This is a genomic window from Prescottella defluvii, from assembly GCF_000738775.1.
Classification (GTDB): Bacteria; Actinomycetota; Actinomycetes; order Mycobacteriales; family Mycobacteriaceae; genus Prescottella; species Prescottella defluvii.
The window spans coordinates 63,144-81,490 of sequence record NZ_JPOC01000046.1 but is presented as its reverse complement, the minus strand read 5'-3'; the positions used below and the strand labels follow the sequence as shown (position 1 = coordinate 81,490).

The window sequence follows — 18,347 nt, the reverse complement described above, 5'->3', positions numbered from 1 at the left end:
GAGTGTCCGAATCGGAGAATCACCCGGTACGGGGCGGGCAAGTCGTGGTGGGCGAGTGACGGAACCGTGGCGGGGGTACGTTGCGACAGGTGTCCGACGAGAACCACACCGTGATCCGAACCGCCGCCCTCGCCCACATTCGGGACCGCCGCCTGCTGCAGGCCCGGTCGGTGGGCAAGACCGCTTTCTACATGGCGGGCGGCAAGATCGACCCGGGTGAGACGCCGGAACAGGCGTTGCACCGGGAGGTCCGCGAGGAACTCGATGCCGGGATCGTCGAGGGGACGGTGCGCGAACTCGGAGTCTTCGAGGCGGAGGCATTCGGGCACCGACCCGGCACCCGACTGCACATGACGTGCTTCCTCGCCGAACTCACCGACGAACCGCGCGCCACCAGCGAGGTCGCCGAGATCCGCTGGTTCACCGAAGCCGAGTACACCGCGATGCCCGAGACCGCGCCGGGCTCTCGACTGGTCTTCGCGCGGCTGCGGGAGTTGAACCTCGTCGACTGACGCCGGGTTCCCGGCGCCGCTCCCGAACTGACCTCCCGCGGACGCGATCGCGCGGGCGGGAGGTCACTCCGGGCGCGGGACCGACGGCTGGGCTCGGTGCCCGCGGATCGCGAGCGCGCAGAACACGACGACCAGCAGCATCGCGACGGCCGCGCCGCGGTCGAAGGTGACCGGGCTGTCGAACGAGATCGCGGTCCAGCCCTCGGACGGGGGCACATCGGGCAGCGGCTCGTACGAACCGCTGTAGAACACGAACCTGCTGGTGACGCCGACGACCTCCGCGAACACCAGCGACAGCAGCGGCACCACGAGCCCCAGCGACGCGAGGGCGCCGCTGTCGGGCAGGGTCGACCCCAGGGCGACTCCGATGCCGACACCGAGGACCGCGAGCGGGACGAGGACCCACACCCGACCGTTCCCCGGGCTCGGATCGATGACCGCCGACAGCGGGATCAGCGCGAGAACGGCCAGGCCGAGCACGGGCGCCGGCCGCCACCGGGCGACCGCGGCGCTGGCCGCTACCGCCGCGAACCCCACGACGACCAGCACCCACGACTCCTCCCGCAGGTAGTCCTGGGTGACGGTGCGGGAGATCAGCGTCGTGACGAACGGCGTCGCCGCGGCCACGGCCGTCGCCGCGAGCAGGAACGGGCTGTCGAGACGTCGGGCCCAGAACTCGGTGAGCGCCACCACGAGCACGAGACCGACCGCGAGGACCGTCCACAGCTGCAGCCGCGAGTTCGTGGTCTGCCCGTCGATCCACGCGCCCAGCAGGCGGTGTGCGAGCGCGAGCGTCGCGACGGCCGCGATCGCCTGAAGCGTGATGTCACGTTCGGACTCGGCCGGGCCGTCGGCGTCGACCACCGCGCACACCGCCGCGAGCACGAGCGTGGGGACCAGCACCCACCAGAACGGTTCGCCGAGTGCGGAGGTGCTCGGCGTCCAGTCGGCGCGTGCGGTGTGCGCGACGACGAACGTCGCCGCGACCCCGACGACGAGGGCGAATCGGGGGAGCGGGCGCGCCCACGCCGCGGCGACGGCCGCGCCCAGCAGCACCCCGGCCGCCACGCACTTGGTGTAGTGGAGCAGCGTCAACTGGTCGACGCCGCCGGCGCCGGACACCGAGAGTCGAACAGCGATCAGCACGGCGGATGCGACGACCCCCGAGATCCAGGCCGGCCGGACCGACCCCGCACGCTGCAGTGCCGCGTACGCGAGGACGGCCACCACGGTGCCGATCGCGACGGCGGTGGGAAGCGTGTCGAGCCACGACTCCATCTGGCGGCCGGACGCGTTGAACTCGCCGCGCCACTCGCGCGGGCTGATGAGTACGAACGTGCCCAGGGCCCCGGAGAACAGGGCGGCCGCAGTGGCCAGGGTCGTCTGGGCCGTCCGGAAGGTCGCTGTCATCGGTTCTCCGCGTACGCCTTCAGATGCGCCACCTGATCGGGATCCAGGGACGGCCGCACCTTCTCTCGCGCCGCGGCGACGTCGGCGGCGGTGACGTCGGCGGCGTCGACGTCGCGTCGCATCGCCGCGAGGGCGGCCTCGCGCAGCAGCGCCGCGCAGTCGGCGGCCGAGTAGCCGTCGAGGTCCTCGGCCAGCGCGTCGAGGTTCACGTCGTCGGCGAGCGGCACCGACCTGCCCGACGTCCGCAGGATCTCCTTGCGCGCGTCCGCGTCCGGCGGCGGCACGAACACCAGGCGCTCGAGTCGTCCGGGCCGCAGCAGTGCGGGGTCGATGAGGTCGGGGCGGTTGGTGGCACCGAGCACGACGACGTCGCGCAGCGGTTCGACGCCGTCGAGTTCGGTGAGCAGTGCGGCGACGACGCGATCGGAGACGCCCGAGTCGGAACTCTGTCCGCGGCGCGGCGCGAGGGCGTCGACCTCGTCGAGGAAGATCAGTGACGGTGCCGAATCGCGGGCGCGCTGGAACAGCTCGCGCACCGCCTTCTCCGACGAGCCCACCCACTTGTCCATCAGTTCGGCACCCTTGACGGCATGCACGCTGAGCTGACCCGAACTGGCCAGGGCGCGAACGAGATACGTCTTGCCGCAGCCGGGCGGCCCGTACAGCAGGACACCGCGGGGCGGGTCGACGCCCAGGCGTGCGAACGAGTCCGGATGCTGCAGCGGCCACAGCACCGCCTCGGTGAGTGCCTGTTTGGTCTCGACCATGTCGCCGACGTCGTCGAGGGTGATGCTACCGATCGCGAGTTCCTCTGTGCCCGAACGGGACAGCGGTCGGATCACGTCGAGGGCGCCGGTCAGGTCGTCCTGGGTCAGCCGCGGCTCGGTCTTGGCGCTGCTCGCGCGGGACGCCGCCCGCAGGGCCGCCTCCCGGCACAGGGCAGCCAGGTCGGCGACGACGAAACCGGGAGTGCGCGAAGCTATCTCGGCGAGATCGAGGTCGGCGGTCGGGACCTTGCGGAGTAGCAGTTCCAGCAGCTGCCGGCGCCCGGCGCCGTCGGGCAGCGACAGTGACAGTTCCCGGTCGCACAGGTCCGGTCCGCGCAACCGGTCGTCGAGGCTCTCGGGGTGCGCGGTGGTGGCGACGAATGCGACCGACTCGGTGTCGACGGCGCGGCGAAGTTGGTCGAGGATCATCGTTGCGACGGGCTCGCGGGTCGCGGGCAGCAGCGCGTCGATGTCGGTGACGAGCAGCACCCCGCCGGAGCGGACGGCGTCGACGGCCGCGGTCACCTGCTCGAGCCGCGACTGCGCCTCGGCCGCACCGACACCGGGACCGTCGACCTCGACGACCCGGCGTTTCGCGAGAACGGACCGGGCCAGCATCGACTTGCCGACCCCGGCCGGGCCGGTGACGAGGACCCCGAGGTGCGGTGAGGCGCCGAGTTTCTGCAGCAGTTCGGGTTCGTCGAGCGCGAGGGTGAGCCACTCGGAGAGCTTCGCGGCCTGGGCGTGCGCGCCGACGAGGTCCTCGACCGGGACGACGTCGGCGGTGTGCGGTTCGGTCACCGCCGGAGGGGCCGCCGTCGGCGCGGGTGTCGCGTCCGGCACCCCCGCACCCCAGCTCACCGCCGAGTTCGGTTGCACGCTCACCGGACCACCCGACGGGTCGACGCCGGTGACGGTGAGCAGTTCCGACGTCCACGTCACCGCGAAGGTCCGCGACAGGGCCTGCGTCGCGGACGCGGTGCTGGTGCCGGGGCCCAGGTCGCGCGGCAGCAGGGACACGGCGTCGCCCACGGTGAGGACCTTGCCGAGCAGTGCCTGCCGCAGCGTGGTGTCCGAGACCGACTGCTGCGCCATCGTGGAACCGCTGACGGTGACCGTGCGTGCGCCGTACACCGTGGCCGGGGTGACCACGACGGTCGCGTTCTCGCGCAGTCCGACGTTGGAGAGGGTGACGTCGTCGAGCAGTGCGGTGCCGGTGGGTGTTCCGGCCGGTGCGCGTCCGGCGACCGCGGCGGTCCGCCGGGCCCCGACGAGCGTGATCGCATCCCACTCCCGCAGCCCCAACGCGGCGAGGGCCTCGGGGTGCAGGCGCACCACACCGCGTCGGGCGTCCGCGGCGGACGTGTTGAGTCGGACCGTGAGCGTCAGTTCGGGGGAGGTCACGTCTGCCAGCCTAGTGCGGCGTCCGGTTCTCCCCGTTCCCCGCGTTTTGCGCACTTGTCGCGCCGATCCGCCCCCACTCCCCGCGTTTTGCGCACTTGGCGCGACGCGGAGGCCCAGAGTTTCGCGGTAAGTGCGCAAAACGCGAGTGGGGGGATGTGGCGAAGGCTGTGGAGAACACCGAGGGCTGTGGATAACTCGTCGGTCGGGACCGCGATCGGTCGGTGCGATGGGGCACCGTGACCGGTCATGAGAAGGAAGAAGCCGGAATTGCCCGAGGTGTTCGTCGGACGCGATGCGGTGCGCGACGGCGCCCTCACCGCCGCAGATCTGCGAGGACCGCGGGTGCGTCGACTGTTCCGCGGCGTGTACTGCCCGACCGGGGTGCACGTCAGCCACGAATTGCGTTGTCGAGCCGCGGCGCTCACCGGGGAAGGGACACTGGTACTCACCGGCAGGTCGGCGGCGGTGGTGCGGGGAGTGGAGTTGGTGTCGACGTCGGATCCGGTGGACGTGATCGCGTTGCCCGGACGTCGGGTCAACCGGCGCCCGGGACTCGGTGTCCGACGCGTCGCGATCGACGCCGGCGACCATGAGCCGTGGGAGCAGATCGCGATCGCGCGGCCCGAACGCATGACATTCGACGTCCTCTCGACGGGACCGCTGATCCGCTCGGTCGCCGACGTCGACAGGATCTTCCGCGCGAAGCTGACCACGCAGGCCCGGATGGCGTCGTATCTCGAAGGGCGTCACGATCACGGGGTGGTGCGCGCCCGTGAGGCTCTCGCGCTGACCGACCCGCGTGCGGAGTCGCCGCCCGAATCGGAACTGCGTGTGCGGATGCACTTCGCCGGCCTCGACCCGGTACCGCAACTGTGCATCTACGCGGACGGAGAGTTCGTCGCTCGGGTCGACTTCGCATTCGAGGAGGAGCGACTTGTCGTCGAGTACGACGGCGAATGGCACGGGCAGCGCTCGGCGCTGGCGCGGGATCGGATCCGGCAGAACGCGCTGCGGAGGGCGGGCTGGCAGATCCATTTCGTCACCAAGGAGATGATGGTGAACCCCAACGCTGTGATCGACGAGATCTACGGTGCCGTACTGCGCGCGCGCAGTGCCCGGCCCCGGCACCTCTGACCCAGTCGCGACAAGTGCGCGAAACGCGGGAACCCCGCCCCCGTACTCGCGTTAAGTGCGCAAAATGCGGGAACCCCGCCCCCGTGCTCGCGCTAAGTGCGCAAAACGCGGGGACGGGGGAACACGGAGCCAGCGCGGAGTCAGCGCGGGCGGCGCAGGCCCAGGCGGGCGGCGGAGCGGCGGTTACCGCCGGGGGCGCGGCGGGTGGCGCGGCGCTCGGACGGCTTGAAGTCCCAGGTTTCGGGGCGCGCGGCGACCCACCGCTGGGACCGGATCGCGAAGGGGATGTGCGCGAGGTAGGCGCCGACGAGGACCATCAGCAGCACATACGGGTAGGTGACCAGGGCGGCCGCGGCGAGGGCGACGAGCGCGAGCAGGGCGGCGGCCATCCGGCCGGGCACCGCCACGGACTTCATGGCCAGGGTGGGGATGCGGCTGACGATCAGGGCCGCGGACAGCAGGGTCCACACGGTGACGACGGCGATCGACGACCACCACCCGTCGCCCCACTGGATGTAGGCGGCGAGGGGGGTGAGCGCGATCAGTGCACCGGCGGGTGCGGGGACGCCGACGAAGAAGTCCTTGGTGTACGCGGGCACGGTGTCGTCGTCGAGCAGGGTGTTGAACCGGGCCAGCCGCAGCACGATGCTAACCGCGTACAGCAGTGCGATGATCCAGCCGAAGTTGTTGCCGTCGAGCAGGGTCACGTACAGCACCAGGGCGGGTGCGACGCCGAAGGAGATGGCGTCGGCCAGCGAGTCCAGTTCGGCGCCGATCTTGCTGGTGGCGTCGAGCATGCGGGCGATGCGGCCGTCGAGGGAGTCGAGGACGGCGGCCGCCCCGATCATCGCGAGCGCGGTGCCGAGTTCGCCGTCGAGGGCGAACTTGATCGCGGACAGTCCGCTGCAGAGCGCGAGGATCGTGATCATGCTCGGCAGTAGCCGGACCGCGTTCCGTCCGCTGGGGCGCGGCGGCCTCACGACAGTTGCGCGAGGACGGTTTCGGCGCCCACGGTGCGCTGGCCGCGCTCGACGAGCAGCGCGGTCCCGGCGGGGAAGTACGTGTCGACCCGGGAGCCGAAGCGGATCAGTCCGTACGTGTCGCCGATGGTGAGCTTGTCGCCTTCCTTGGCGTCGCACACGATGCGGCGCGCGAGCAGGCCGGCGATCTGGACGACGGCGACGTCGTGGCCGTCGGCGGTCTCGAGGAGCATGCTGTTGCGCTCGTTGACCTCGCTGGCGTCGGCCAGGTCCGCGGACAGGAACTGTCCGGGCTGGTGGACGACCTTCTTCACGAGCCCGGCGACGGGTGTGCGCTGGACGTGGACGTCGAGCACCGACAGGAAGATGCTGACGCGGGGCAGCGGCTGGTCGCCCATGCCGAGTTCGGCGGGCGGGACGGCGCTGTCGACGAGTGCGACCTCACCGTCGGCGGGGGCGACGACGACACCGGGCCGGTTGGGCGGCACGCGGTGCGGGTGCCGGAAGAACGTGGCGCACGCGGCCGCGGAGGCGAGGCCGGCGCGGCGTACCCACTTGCGGTTGCGGCCCACCGCGGCGACCGCGAGCGGCGCGAGCACGAACGGCACGCCGGCGGGGTGCAGCGGCGGGACGGCTGCCTTGACGAGGCCGATGACGTGGCCGACGCCGGTGGGCTGGGGGGTACCAGGGGGTGTCGGTCGACGTGCCACGTGTCCTCTTACCTCTTCGGGTGATGCGGCGGTGCGCCGCACGAGCCAGTACAGGCTACGTGAGTGCGGCGAACCGGTGAGTCGCGATGTGCTAGCGGCTCCCGACGGCGAGTGCCTCGGCCTCGCTCTTGATGCGCGCGAGCGTGGAGTTCATCCCGGCGATCATCTCGGCCTCGAAGGCGTCGGCGCCGCCGAGAACCGTCTTGATCAGGAACTGCGACAGCTGGCTGGTGCCGGTGGGGGCTTCGCGGCGCTCGATCACGCGGGTGCCGGTCTCGGTGGCCTCGAGCGTGTACGACCAGATGGAGCGGTTCTCGTTGATGCGGAACGCGATGGCCTTGTTCGGCTCGAAGCGGATGACCTTCGACGTCGTGGGCCACACCAGGAAGCCCTTCCGGTTGAGGTTGAACGTCTTGGTGCCCTCGCGGACCTCGCCGGAGACGCGCATCTTGCGGCACTGGGGGCTCCATTCGCCCATCCGCTTCAGGTCGGAGACGATCGTCCACACGTCCTGCGGGGTGGCGGCGATCTCGATGGTTGCTTCGAGGGTGTTCGTCACGGGCCGGCTCTCCAGTTCGAAGTTGGTGGTACAGAAGGTCACGCGTACCCGTGGATACTAGGCCCTGACACCGACAGTGTGTGCGGCAGGTCACTCTCGGCCCCGGATCTCGCATCCCCGGCGCCGGTCGGTGTCCGCCCGATACCCTCGAATCCATGAGCCGTGTCGAGGGCGTCCTGTTCGACATCGACGGTGTGCTCGTCACCTCGTGGCGGCCGGTTCCCGGTGCCGCCGAGGCGCTCGACGAGTTGAGTCGCCGCGGGGGTGTGCGCGCATTCCTCACGAACACCACGTCGCGGACGTGCGACGAGATCGCATCCGAGCTGGCGGGGGCGGGGTTCGATGTGCGGCCCGACGAGATCGTGACCGCGGTCCGGCTCACCACCGAGTATCTGCGGTCGACGTATGCCGGTGCCCGCGTGATGCTGCTCAATCACGGCGACATCCGCGCCGACATGCCCGACATCGAGTTCGACGACGTCGATCCCGAGGTGATCGTCGTCGGTGGGGCTGGGCCGGAGTTCACGCACGAGGCCCTCAGCCGGGTGCTGGACTTCATGGTCGCGGGCGTGCCGGTGGTGGCGATGCATCGTGCGTTGATGTGGTCGGAATCGGGCGGGCTGCAGCTCGACACGGGTGCGTATCTGCCGGGGCTCGAGGAGGCGTCGGGTTCGCGGATCGTGGCGGTGGGCAAGCCGTCGCTCGCGGGGTTCCTCACCGCGGCGGAACTGATGGGGGCGGATCCGGCGGCGACGGTCATGGTGGGTGACGACTTCCGGGGCGACGTGCTTCCGGCGCAGCGGGTGGGCATGACGGGGGTGTTGGTGCGGACGGGGAAGTTCCGGCAGCCGATTCTGGATCTGGCGGTGGATCGCCCCGATCACGTGATCGATTCGGTGGCGGATCTGCCGGCGTTGCTCACCGCTCTCGGGTGACGCGCCGACGTTCTTCGGTCGACTATCGAAATGCCCTGTATCGGACGCGTCGGCGGGTACTGTCTCGGGCACGCCCGGCGGTGCTTCTCCGATCCTGCCCGGCGCTCCCTTTTTCCGTTCGTGAAGGAGTCCGAATGTCGACCGTTTCCCGCCTGCGCGCAATGTCCGATCTCGGTCGGCGAATGACGCGGACGGCGGTGGTTGCCGTGGCGGGAATCGGTGTGGCAGCGGGCATTTCGTTGATCGGTGCGGGTACGGCTGTGGCGGCGCCGGTGGCGTGCCTGTCTCCGGCGTCCCCCAACGACATCCAGGTCTCGGAGTTCGCGAGCTGTGGTGCGCAGGCGTTCGAGCAGGGCGTGGCCCGCTCGGCGGCGATGGACAGCGGCACGGCGGTCTCGGTCGCGCAGGGCTTCGGGTCGTCGAACAGTGCCGCGACCGGTTTCGGCACCGCGCTCAGCGCGTCGCGCGGCAACGGTCAGTCGCTCGCCCTGGCGATCGGCGGCGGCATCGCGCACTCGTGGGCCGATGACGGTCACGCGACGTTCGCGATCGCCGGCTGGGGCTCGGGCGCGACCGCCGAGGAGGGTGGCGTCAACTGCGTCGGCCCGCTGTCGTTCGCGTGGAATCTGAAGACCGGTCAGACCTGCCTCGGCTAGGAGCCGGACGGCGTCTGTTCGCCCGCGGCGGAGACCGCCTCGTAACGTTGCACTCGACCTTCTCGAGTGCTAAAAATGCACTTGGCACTCGCGACACGTGAGTGCCAGGTCGGGACGGTGAGACCGGGTACCTAGACACCCCTGGTCGTCCGTCGCGGGCACCGAGCCTGGCCGGAAGCGTAAATGGGGCGATCCGACGAGTGATCGCCTCCGTGTGTCACCCCCAATCCGGAGGATCACTTCGCAATGGCCAAGATCATCGCGTTCGACGAAGAGGCACGTCGCGGCCTCGAGCGTGGCCTGAACAGCCTCGCTGACGCCGTCAAGGTGACGCTGGGACCCAAGGGTCGCAACGTCGTGCTGGAGAAGAAGTGGGGCGCCCCCACGATCACCAACGACGGTGTTTCCATCGCCAAGGAGATCGAGCTCGAGGACCCCTACGAGAAGATCGGCGCCGAGCTGGTCAAGGAGGTCGCCAAGAAGACCGACGACGTCGCTGGTGACGGCACCACGACGGCTACGGTCCTGGCTCAGGCGCTCGTCCGCGAGGGCCTGCGCAACGTCGCTGCCGGCGCCAACCCGCTGGGTCTGAAGCGCGGCATCGAGAAGGCCGTCGAGGCCGTCACCGCCAAGCTGCTCGACACCGCCAAGGAGGTCGAGACCAAGGAGCAGATCGCTGCCACCGCTGGTATCTCGGCGGGCGACTCCACCATCGGCGAGCTCATCGCCGAGGCGATGGACAAGGTCGGCAAGGAAGGCGTCATCACCGTCGAGGAGTCCAACTCCTTCGGCCTGCAGCTCGAGCTCACCGAGGGTATGCGCTTCGACAAGGGCTACATCTCGCTGTACTTCGCGACCGACGCCGAGCGTCAGGAAGCGGTCCTCGAGGATCCGTACATCCTGCTGGTCAGCTCCAAGATCTCCACGGTCAAGGACCTGCTGCCGCTGCTGGAGAAGGTCATCCAGGCCGGTAAGCCGCTGCTGATCATCGCCGAGGACGTCGAGGGCGAGGCCCTGTCGACCCTGGTCGTCAACAAGATCCGTGGCACGTTCAAGTCCGTCGCCGTCAAGGCTCCGGGCTTCGGTGACCGCCGCAAGGCGCAGCTCGCCGACATCGCCATCCTCACCGGTGGCGAGGTCGTCAGCGAAGAGGTCGGCCTGTCCCTGGAGACCGCCGGCATCGAGCTGCTGGGCCGCGCCCGCAAGGTCGTCGTCACCAAGGACGAGACCACCATCGTCGAGGGTGCCGGCGACGCCGAGGCCATCGCCGGTCGCGTCAACCAGATCCGCGCCGAGATCGAGGCGTCGGATTCGGATTACGACCGTGAGAAGCTGCAGGAGCGCCTGGCCAAGCTGGCCGGTGGCGTTGCTGTCATCAAGGCCGGCGCTGCGACCGAGGTCGAGCTCAAGGAGCGCAAGCACCGCATCGAGGACGCCGTCCGCAACGCGAAGGCTGCCGTCGAAGAGGGCATCGTCGCCGGTGGCGGCGTGGCGCTGCTGCAGGCCGCTCCGGTCCTGGACGACCTGAAGCTGGAGGGCGACGAGGCCACCGGTGCCAACATCGTCAAGGTTGCCCTCGAGGCTCCGCTGAAGCAGATCGCGTTCAACGCCGGCCTCGAGCCCGGCGTCGTCGCGGAGAAGGTTCGCAACCTGCCCGCCGGCAGCGGCCTGAACGCCGCCACCGGTGTGTACGAGGACCTGCTCGTCGCGGGCATCAACGACCCGGTCAAGGTCACCCGCTCGGCGCTGCAGAACGCTGCGTCCATCGCGGCTCTGTTCCTGACCACCGAGGCTGTCGTCGCCGACAAGCCGGAGAAGGCCGCTGCTCCCATGGGCGACCCGACCGGTGGCATGGGCGGCATGGACTTCTGATCTGACGATCGGAAAGCCTGAGCTCAGGTAAGACGCAGAAGCCCGGGACACCTTCACGGTGTCCCGGGCTTCTCGCATTTCTGCATCACTCGCTGGGCATGATCATCCAGGCGGCGGCATAGACCAGTGCGACGGTGCCGAACGAGACGAAGGCGCCGAGGACGGCGGCGACGCGGACGAGGTTGACGTCGATGCCGAAGTACTCGGCGACGCCGCCGCACACGCCGGAGAGCATGCGCTGGTCGCGGGAACGGGCGAACGGTCGGGGCGAGTCGCTGGAGTTCATGACATCAGAGTCTGGTTCGCGGCGCCGTCCGCCGCCATCGGGATTCCCCCCGATCTGCACCCTGATCTTTCGGCTCGGGGTGGTGGGTCGCGGCACGTCGACCCCACACGTCTTCTGTCGGCATCACACCCGTTCTGCCTGTGCAATCGGTGTGTGATGCGGACAAAGGATGTGTGACGCCGGGACGTGGGCAGCGGGACCGCCGAATGCCGGGCCTGGCGGACGGAGTGGGCATAGGCTCGGAGGCGTGGCGGAGACCGTGCCGATCCAGATGCCAGACGGAACGACGACGCCGGTCCGGCTCTTCCCCGGTCCGGACGGCGCGCCGGTCGTGGTGATCGTGCCGGGGCTCGGCATTCCCGGTGCGTTCTACGACCGCTTCGCGAATTCTCTGGTGGACCACGGTTTCTGCGCCGCGACGTGCGAGCTGCGGGGGCAGGGTGACAGCCGGCCGCGGCCGAGCGCGTCGAGCACGTTCGGCTACCAGGAACTGGTGGCGGTCGACCTGCCGGCGATGTTCGAGGTGGTGCGCGAGCGGTTCGACGCGAGCACGCCGTTCCTGTTGGGGCACAGCATGGGCGGGCACCTCGGGATGATGTATGCGGCGCGGATCCGGGGTCGTCTGGGCGGGCTGATCCTGGTGGCGTCCGGGTCGCCGTACTACCGAGGGTTCCCCGGGGTGCGTGCGCCCGGGATGCTGCTGGGGTCGGCGGCCATGTCGATCACGGCGAGTGTCGCCGGGTTCTGGCCGGGGGACCGGTTCGACGTCGGGGGATTCGGGCGGCAGTCGCGGGTGCTGATCTCCGACTGGTCGAGGTTCGCGCGGAGCGGCCGGATCGAGCCGGCCGGCGCCGACATCGACTACGAGGAGCGGATCGGCAGATTGCGGCTACCGGTGTTGTCGATCTCCGTCGAGGGCGACGACCTCGCGCCGCGCGGTGCCGCCGCCGAGTTGTGCCGGAAGCTGTCGGGGGCCGAGATCACCACCTGGCACCAGGACGACGAATTGGGGCACAACGGGTGGATCAGCACCCCCGGCAGCACGGTCGACCGCATCGTCGCGTGGATTCGCGATCACAGTTGAGAATTCACCCTCGGTTTTCATCCTGGGGTTGATCGCAAAACTGGTGCAGTTCTGTATCGGTGCCGTTATATTTGCGGAAGCGTTCTCGCTTCGAGGCGCACCACCACTCGCAATACAGGGAGTTTCCATGGGTTCGTCCGAGATCCTCACCGTCCTCAACGCTGTCACCTCCATCGTGAAGGCGCTGAACTCGCTGGGCACCGCCAGCTCGGCCGGCACCGGTGCCGCCGGTTCGGTCGACACCAGCTCGCTCTCCAGCAGCTAGTCACCTCGAAGCATCGCGCAAGGGCGGTGACAGTGCATCTGCACTGTCACCGCCCTTGCGGCGTTCTCGCCAGGTGACGCGTCGGCTCAGAGGCCGAGCGACGCGGCGAGCGTCGGCCACGACTTGGGGAGTTCGTCGCGCCAGTACGCCCAGGTGTGCACGCCCGCCGGGTTGTAGACGACGGTGGCCGGGATTCCGAGGGAACGCAGCCGGTCGTCGAGCCGGTGCGTGCAGTGATCGGTGACGGCCTCGATCGACCCGCCCAGTGTCACCAGCAGTGGCAGGTTCGGGTTGTCGAGGGTCTCGTTCGGGCCGGGCAGCCCGGTCGCCGTCGACACGTACATCGTGGTGCCGCGCAGCTTCTCGGCGCCGATCAGCACATCGTGCTCGGCCCACCGGGGATCGGTGCGCGGACCCCACATGTTGGTGATCTCGCCGCCGCGGGTCGAGACGACGGCGTTCATCTGGGCGAACCCGAGATCGTCGGTGGACTGGTAGCACCCGCTGAACGCCGCGACGCCGCGGTAGAGGCCGTTCGACCGCATGGCCAGCATCATCGCGGACTGTGCGCCCATCGACAGTCCGGCGATCGACTGGACGCCGGTGCCGTCGAACCGCGCGTCGATCAACGGCGGCAGTTCCTTCGTCAGGAACGTCTCCCACCTGTAGTTGCCGAGTTCGGGGTCGGGCCGCTCCCAGTCGGTGTAGTAGCTCGCTGTTCCCCCGGTGGTGAGGACGACGTTGACGGGCTTGTCCTCGAAGAATTCGACGGCACCGCCCTTTTCGGTCCAGTCGTTGGTGCCGGGGTCGGCGTAGCTGCCGTCGAGCATGTACTGCGTCGGCCGTGGGACGGAGGTGTCCCGCGGCAGCAGGATCTGTACTTCCTGTTCGGCCTGCATCGCCGGCGAGTACACGAACACCCGCAGCCAGCGGTCGGTGATGTTCTCGACGCGGGTGATGTGAGCACCGGACGCGGTCGGCTCCGCCGCGTGTGTGGCGGGCGCGGAGTTCGGGAGGCCGCCGGCCACCGCGGTGGGGACGGTGGTGAGCAGCGCCGCGGCCGCGGTCGCGGTGACGAGGGCCCCCGCGCCCAGACGTCGGAACAGCGGACGCGGGGAGGCGTCGGAGATCATGTGGTGGCTCGATTCGCGTTGACGGATTCGGGCGAATCGTAGTCCACGCGTCAGGCGTCCGAACGTGCTTTCGTCAGGTGCTCCCACAGGAACGTGTAGGTGAGAGCCGACTTGAACGCGGCCTGTGCGTTGTCGGCGGCGCCGCCGTGGCCGCCCTCGATGTTCTCGTAGTAGTGGACGTCGTGGCCCTCTGCCTCGAGGCGCGCCGTCATCTTGCGCGCGTGCCCGGGGTGGACGCGATCGTCGCGGGTGGAGGTGGCGATGAGGATCGGCGGGTACGCCGCCGTCGCGCTGGTGTTCTGGTACGGCGAGTACTCGGAGATGAACGCCCAGTCGTCGGGGTTGTCGGGGTCGCCGTACTCGGCCATCCACGACGCGCCCGCGAGCAGCAGGTGGTAGCGCTTCATGTCCAGCAGCGGCACCTGGCAGACGATGGCGCCGAACAACTCGGGGTACTTGGTGAGCATGATGCCCATCAGCAGTCCGCCGTTGCTGCCGCCCTGCGCGCCGAGCTGCCCGGGCGTGGTGATGCCGCGGGCGACGAGGTCACGGGCCACGGCGGCGAAGTCCTCGTGCACCTTGTGCCGGCCGTCGCGCACCGCCTGGGTGTGCCACTGCGGTCCGTACTCGCCACCACCGCGGATGTTCGCGACCACGTAGGTGCCGCCGCGCTGCAGCCATGCGGTGCCGTTGATGCCGCTGTAGCCGGGGGTCATCGAGTTCTCGAAGCCGCCGTAGCCGTACAGCAGTGTCGGCCCGGCGGGCGCCCCGTCGCGGCGCACCACGAAGTAGGGGATGCGGGTGCCGTCGGCGGACTCGGCGAAGTGCTGTGCGACGGCCAGTCCGGTGGGGTCGAAGAACGCCGGCGCCGACTTGAGTGCCTCGAGCGGTCCGCCGACGGTGCCGGAGAACAGTGTCGCGGGGGTGAGGTAGCCGCTGGAGTTGAGGAAGAAGTCGTCACTCTCGCGGGGATCGGTGTCGATGATCTCCGTCGACGTCAGCTCCGGGAGTCCCTCGAGCGGCGTTGTCTCCCAGCCGTTCTCGCCGGGCGTGAGGACGTGGACGTGGGACTGGACGTCGGAGAGCGTCACCAACAGCAGGTGGTGGCGCGTCCACGCGTACTGCTCGAGTGACGTGTGCTCATCCGGTTCGAATAGCACGGTCAGCTCGCGGGAGCCGGCGAGGTAGTCGTCGTACCTCGCGGCCAGCAGCGTGCCTGCCGCGTACGTGGTGCCGGCGACGGTCCACTCGGATCGGGTGCGGATCAGCAGCCATTCCCGGTACGCCGAGACCCGCGCGTCGTCGGGGGTGTCGATGCGGACGAGAGTGTCGTCGTCGAGCACCTGGAAACGCTGCGAGGTGTAGAAGTCGACGGCCCGCTCGACGAAGCTGCGCTCGAATCCGGGGGTGCTGTCGTGCCACGCGGAGATCGCGACGTCGGTCTGCTCACCCTTGAACACCGTGACGGCCTCGGCGAGCGGGGTGCCGCGGTGCCAGCGCTTCGCGAGGCGGGGGTAACCGGAGTCGGTGAGCGTGTCGTCGCCGAAATCTGTTCCGACGAAGACGTTCTCGTCGTCGATCCACCCGATGTCGGTCTTGGCTTCCTCGACCCGGAAGCCGTCGCCGGTGTCCTTGAAGGTCAGTGATTCAAGGTCGAATTCGCGCACGACGACGGCGTCGGCGCCGCCCCGGGAGAGGCTGATCAGGGCCAAGTTCTGCTCGGGCCGCAGCACCTGCGCGCTGGACCACACCCAGTTCTCGCCCTCACGCTCGGCGAGTTCGTCGACGTCGACGAGGATCTCCCATTCCGGTGTGTCGCTGCGGTATCGGTCCATCGTCGTGCGACGCCACAGGCCGCGGACGTGGTCGGCGTCGCGCCAGAAGTTGTAGAGGTACTTCCCGCGGCGGCGCGAGTAGGGGATGCGTGCATCGGTGTCGAGGATCGCGCGGATGTTCGACTCGAGCTGCCCGAACGCGGCGGTGCCGGTGAACTCGGCGATCGTCTCGTCGTTGTGTTCACGGACCCAGGTCAGCGCGTCGTCGCCGGTGACGTCCTCGAGCCAGAGATGCGGGTCATCGGACGGTACGGAGGTCACTGGGTGGTGCGTCATAGGGACATTGTGGTCGGCCGTGGCCGTGCCGGGGCAAGTGGTACCGGCCGAAACCGGTGGCGGCACGAAGTCTACGGCTGCGTGTTCGCCGTCGAAGAGCATCCTGAATCTGCCGGGGTGTGGGTGAAAGTGTTGTGTCGGAACGATATTGAGTCGCAGACGTTGACTGGACGACGTAGTCGCGGGTGGGCTCGGCCACCGCGCGGTCGAGGCCGCCGTAGTCGATGCCGGCCACGGCGTCCCTCGCGTGTGCCGCAGGTCCGTCCGGTCTCGGTCCGGATTCGGCGGCTCGGGGCGTCGGGACCGGCTGGGCGGGTGCGAGATGTCACCTGCGACTACGCGACGTTGCCGGGATCTAGGGGGTGGTGCCGGAGTAGGGCTTGTCGATGCCCGGAGGGTGAAGGCCGGGGTGAAGATCCAGACATCCTGGACGGGTGACCAGATTTAGTAACGAAACCGAAGACAAGTCGATGTGATCTGGATTATGGTTCCGATCACGGTCGAATAAACCCGACCGGCTTCCCGGCCAGGAGGCAGCGGGGTGACTCACCACGGTCACTCCGCAACCTGCGCCAAGAGGACGGGATGCGCTGGGAATGGATGCATCCGGGGTAGCGGGGTCCCCCGGTCGGCGAAATTCTCTGCATTGCTGCGGGAGTGATCACGTAGCAATCACAAGCAATACACCACCACGAAATTAGGAGAAACAATGAACAACGACCTCATCGGCCTCATCCAGATCCTCATCGGCCAGATCGTGAACTTCGGTTCGGTCACCGAGCTCTCCTGATCAGGAGTCTGAAGCCGTAGAAAGGCGACTGCTATGAATCTGGACGCAATCGATCTCGGCTCTTTGGCCGGGGCGGCAACGGGCTCCATGTCGGGCCTGCTCGACATTCTCCTCAGTCTCAGCCGGGGCAGTGTCTTCGGTGGAAGCACCGTGGGAGACCTCGGGAGCGCCATCTCGTTCAGTTGAGCATTCGCACCTACGACCCCAGTCGCTCCGGCGGCTGGGGTCGCAGGTGTGTCCGGGGTCATTCCCGCGACAGCTGAACTTACTTCGGAGTAAGCACCAACCCGGGACACGGATTCGAGGCGGGACTAGGCTAGGGCCTCGTGACCTCACACTATGACGTCGTTGTCCTCGGAGCCGGTCCCGGTGGGTACGTCGCTGCTATCCGCGCGGCACAGCTGGGCCTCAAGACCGCCATCATCGAAGAGAAGTACTGGGGCGGTGTCTGCCTGAACGTGGGCTGCATCCCCTCCAAGGCTCTTCTCCGCAATGCCGAACTGGCGCACCTCTTCCACAAGGAAGCCAAGGTGTTCGGCATCTCGGGAGACGTGTCCTTCGACTTCGGCGCAGCATTCGACCGCAGCCGCAAGGTGGCGGACGGCCGCGTCAAGGGCGTGCACTTCCTGATGAAGAAGAACAAGATCGACGAGTTCGACGGTCGTGGCACGTTCGTCGATGCCAAGACCATCTCGGTCGCCCTCAGCTCGGGTGCCACCGAGACGGTGACCTTCGACAACGTCATCATCGCCACCGGTTCGGTGACCAAGTTGCTGCCGGGCACCTCGCTCAGCGCGAACGTCGTCACCTACGAGGAGCAGATCCTCACCCGCGACCTGCCGAAGTCGATCGTCATCGTCGGCGCCGGCGCCATCGGCATGGAGTTCGGCTACGTCCTCTCCAACTACGGTGTCGACGTCACCATCGTCGAGTTCCTGGACCGCGCCCTCCCCAACGAGGACGAGGACATCTCCAAGGAGATCGCCAAGCACTACAAGAAGCTCGGCGTCAAGATCAAGACCGGTGCGGCCGTCCAGTCGATCGTCGACAACGGCTCCGACGTCACCGTCTCCATCAAGGACAACAAGTCCGGCGAGATCGAGACCGTCACCGTCGACAAGGTCATGCAGTCGGTCGGCTTCGCGCCGCGCGTCGAGGGCTACGGCCTCGAGAACACCGGCGTCGCGCTCACCGACCGCGGCGCCATCGCGATCGACGAGCGCATGCGCACCAACGTCGCGGGCATCTACGCCATCGGTGACGTCACCGCCAAGCTGCAGCTCGCGCACGTCGCCGAGGCGCAGGGCGTCGTCGCCGCCGAGACCATCGGTGACGCCGAGACCATGGAGCTGGGCGACTACCGGATGATGCCGCGTGCCACGTTCTGCCAGCCGCAGGTCGCCAGCTTCGGTCTCACCGAGGCGCAGGCCAAGGCCGAGGGCTACGACATCAAGGTCGCCACCTTCCCGTTCACCGCGAACGGCAAGGCGCACGGCCTGGGCGACCCCAACGGCTTCGTCAAGCTCATCGCCGACAAGAAGTACGGCGAGCTGCTCGGCGGCCACCTCATCGGCCCCGACGTCTCGGAGCTGCTGCCCGAGCTGACCCTGGCCCAGAAGTGGGACCTCACGGTCAACGAGCTGGCCCGCAACGTGCACACGCACCCCACGCTCAGCGAGGCGCTGCAGGAGGCCATCCACGGCCTCGCCGGCCACATGATCAACTTCTGACGGTTCGCC

General features: G+C 68.8%; 17 protein-coding genes. 9 read left to right on the top strand and 8 right to left on the bottom strand.

Features of this window, described 5'->3' with window-relative positions:
- The first annotated feature begins 89 nt into the window (after window positions 1-89).
- The gene (locus tag IJ15_RS0117315) at window positions 90-512 is read left to right on the top strand and encodes an NUDIX hydrolase (RefSeq protein ID WP_031939603.1); all 423 of its coding nucleotides are present in this window, start codon (window positions 90-92) and stop codon (window positions 510-512) included.
- A 63-nt stretch (window positions 513-575) separates the two neighbouring features.
- Here the strand turns inward: IJ15_RS0117315 and IJ15_RS0117310 are convergent, their stop codons facing one another.
- Together IJ15_RS0117310 and IJ15_RS0117305 are read right to left on the bottom strand one after the other, a co-directional pair.
- Entirely contained in the window at window positions 576-1,922 is a 1,347-nt protein-coding gene (locus IJ15_RS0117310; RefSeq protein ID WP_031939602.1) for a hypothetical protein, read from the bottom strand.
- Complete coding sequence (locus IJ15_RS0117305) at window positions 1,919-4,093, bottom strand: AAA family ATPase (RefSeq protein WP_031939601.1); 2,175 nt, start codon at window positions 4,091-4,093, stop codon at window positions 1,919-1,921. Before IJ15_RS0117305 ends, IJ15_RS0117310 begins: the two co-directional genes overlap by 4 nt.
- A 246-nt stretch (window positions 4,094-4,339) precedes the next feature.
- On the opposite strand from IJ15_RS0117305, the gene IJ15_RS0117300 reads away from it, so the two are divergent.
- Entirely contained in the window at window positions 4,340-5,227 is an 888-nt protein-coding gene (locus IJ15_RS0117300) for an endonuclease domain-containing protein (protein WP_031939600.1), read from the top strand.
- A 140-nt stretch (window positions 5,228-5,367) separates the two neighbouring features.
- Here the strand turns inward: IJ15_RS0117300 and pssA are convergent, their stop codons facing one another.
- From pssA to IJ15_RS0117285, 3 genes are all read right to left on the bottom strand, one after another.
- The gene (gene pssA / locus IJ15_RS0117295; protein WP_031939599.1) at window positions 5,368-6,156 is read right to left on the bottom strand and encodes a CDP-diacylglycerol--serine O-phosphatidyltransferase; all 789 of its coding nucleotides are present in this window, start codon (window positions 6,154-6,156) and stop codon (window positions 5,368-5,370) included.
- Between the two features lie 47 nt (window positions 6,157-6,203).
- On the bottom strand, window positions 6,204-6,917 hold the full coding sequence (locus tag IJ15_RS0117290; protein ID WP_031939598.1) for a phosphatidylserine decarboxylase: 714 nt from the start codon (window positions 6,915-6,917) through the stop codon (window positions 6,204-6,206).
- A 91-nt stretch (window positions 6,918-7,008) separates the two neighbouring features.
- On the bottom strand, window positions 7,009-7,476 hold the full coding sequence (locus tag IJ15_RS0117285) for an SRPBCC family protein (protein ID WP_031939597.1): 468 nt from the start codon (window positions 7,474-7,476) through the stop codon (window positions 7,009-7,011).
- A 155-nt stretch (window positions 7,477-7,631) separates the two neighbouring features.
- Between IJ15_RS0117285 and IJ15_RS0117280 the strand changes: the two genes are divergently transcribed.
- The 3 genes from IJ15_RS0117280 (at window position 7,632) to groL (ending at window position 10,939) form a co-directional block, all read left to right on the top strand.
- Entirely contained in the window at window positions 7,632-8,411 is a 780-nt protein-coding gene (locus IJ15_RS0117280) for an HAD-IIA family hydrolase (protein WP_031939596.1), read from the top strand.
- A 134-nt stretch (window positions 8,412-8,545) separates the two neighbouring features.
- Window positions 8,546-9,067, top strand: coding sequence for a DUF6764 family protein (locus tag IJ15_RS0117275; RefSeq protein ID WP_031939595.1), 522 nt, complete (start codon window positions 8,546-8,548; stop codon window positions 9,065-9,067).
- A gap of 246 nt (window positions 9,068-9,313) precedes the next feature.
- Window positions 9,314-10,939, top strand: coding sequence for a chaperonin GroEL (gene groL, locus IJ15_RS0117270; protein WP_031939594.1), 1,626 nt, complete (start codon window positions 9,314-9,316; stop codon window positions 10,937-10,939).
- Window positions 10,940-11,024: 85 nt separating this feature from the next.
- Here the strand turns inward: groL and IJ15_RS0117265 are convergent, their stop codons facing one another.
- The gene (locus IJ15_RS0117265; protein WP_031939593.1) at window positions 11,025-11,225 is read right to left on the bottom strand and encodes a PspC domain-containing protein; all 201 of its coding nucleotides are present in this window, start codon (window positions 11,223-11,225) and stop codon (window positions 11,025-11,027) included.
- Window positions 11,226-11,496: 271 nt separating this feature from the next.
- Between IJ15_RS0117265 and IJ15_RS0117260 the strand changes: the two genes are divergently transcribed.
- Together IJ15_RS0117260 and IJ15_RS26095 are read left to right on the top strand one after the other, a co-directional pair.
- Window positions 11,497-12,309, top strand: a complete 813-nt coding sequence (locus IJ15_RS0117260) for an alpha/beta hydrolase family protein (RefSeq protein ID WP_031939592.1) — start codon at window positions 11,497-11,499, stop codon at window positions 12,307-12,309.
- Window positions 12,310-12,436: 127 nt separating this feature from the next.
- The gene (locus IJ15_RS26095) at window positions 12,437-12,574 is read left to right on the top strand and encodes a hypothetical protein (protein WP_156112134.1); all 138 of its coding nucleotides are present in this window, start codon (window positions 12,437-12,439) and stop codon (window positions 12,572-12,574) included.
- Between the two features lie 86 nt (window positions 12,575-12,660).
- Here IJ15_RS26095 and IJ15_RS0117250 read toward each other — a convergent pair whose 3' ends face one another.
- Both IJ15_RS0117250 and IJ15_RS0117245 read right to left on the bottom strand, forming a co-directional pair.
- Complete coding sequence (locus IJ15_RS0117250; protein ID WP_081880785.1) at window positions 12,661-13,707, bottom strand: alpha/beta hydrolase; 1,047 nt, start codon at window positions 13,705-13,707, stop codon at window positions 12,661-12,663.
- 50 nt (window positions 13,708-13,757) lie between these two features.
- Window positions 13,758-15,920, bottom strand: a complete 2,163-nt coding sequence (locus IJ15_RS0117245; protein WP_269321485.1) for a prolyl oligopeptidase family serine peptidase — start codon at window positions 15,918-15,920, stop codon at window positions 13,758-13,760.
- 721 nt (window positions 15,921-16,641) lie between these two features.
- Here IJ15_RS0117245 and IJ15_RS26090 point away from each other — a divergent pair.
- On the top strand, window positions 16,642-16,794 hold the full coding sequence (locus IJ15_RS26090; protein ID WP_156112133.1) for a hypothetical protein: 153 nt from the start codon (window positions 16,642-16,644) through the stop codon (window positions 16,792-16,794).
- Window positions 16,795-16,934: 140 nt separating this feature from the next.
- Entirely contained in the window at window positions 16,935-18,338 is a 1,404-nt protein-coding gene (gene lpdA, locus IJ15_RS0117230) for a dihydrolipoyl dehydrogenase (RefSeq protein WP_031939589.1), read from the top strand.
- Window positions 18,339-18,347: the final 9 nt, after the last annotated feature.

Bases quoted from the DNA above. Each gene is read 5' to 3' on its own strand.
- IJ15_RS26095 (WP_156112134.1), top strand. From the start codon at position 12,437: ATGGGTTCGTCCGAGATCCTCACCGTCCTCAACGCTGTCACCTCCATC.
- IJ15_RS0117310 (WP_031939602.1), bottom strand. From the start codon at position 1,922: ATGACAGCGACCTTCCGGACGGCCCAGACGACCCTGGCCACTGCGGCC.
- IJ15_RS0117265 (WP_031939593.1), bottom strand. From the start codon at position 11,225: ATGAACTCCAGCGACTCGCCCCGACCGTTCGCCCGTTCCCGCGACCAG.
- groL (WP_031939594.1), top strand. From the start codon at position 9,314: ATGGCCAAGATCATCGCGTTCGACGAAGAGGCACGTCGCGGCCTCGAG.
- IJ15_RS0117245 (WP_269321485.1), bottom strand. From the start codon at position 15,920: ATGCTCTTCGACGGCGAACACGCAGCCGTAGACTTCGTGCCGCCACCG.
- IJ15_RS0117250 (WP_081880785.1), bottom strand. From the start codon at position 13,707: ATGATCTCCGACGCCTCCCCGCGTCCGCTGTTCCGACGTCTGGGCGCG.
- IJ15_RS0117275 (WP_031939595.1), top strand. From the start codon at position 8,546: ATGTCGACCGTTTCCCGCCTGCGCGCAATGTCCGATCTCGGTCGGCGA.
- IJ15_RS26090 (WP_156112133.1), top strand. From the start codon at position 16,642: ATGAATCTGGACGCAATCGATCTCGGCTCTTTGGCCGGGGCGGCAACG.
- IJ15_RS0117300 (WP_031939600.1), top strand. From the start codon at position 4,340: ATGAGAAGGAAGAAGCCGGAATTGCCCGAGGTGTTCGTCGGACGCGAT.
- pssA (WP_031939599.1), bottom strand. From the start codon at position 6,156: ATGATCACGATCCTCGCGCTCTGCAGCGGACTGTCCGCGATCAAGTTC.
- IJ15_RS0117280 (WP_031939596.1), top strand. From the start codon at position 7,632: ATGAGCCGTGTCGAGGGCGTCCTGTTCGACATCGACGGTGTGCTCGTC.
- IJ15_RS0117260 (WP_031939592.1), top strand. From the start codon at position 11,497: ATGCCAGACGGAACGACGACGCCGGTCCGGCTCTTCCCCGGTCCGGAC.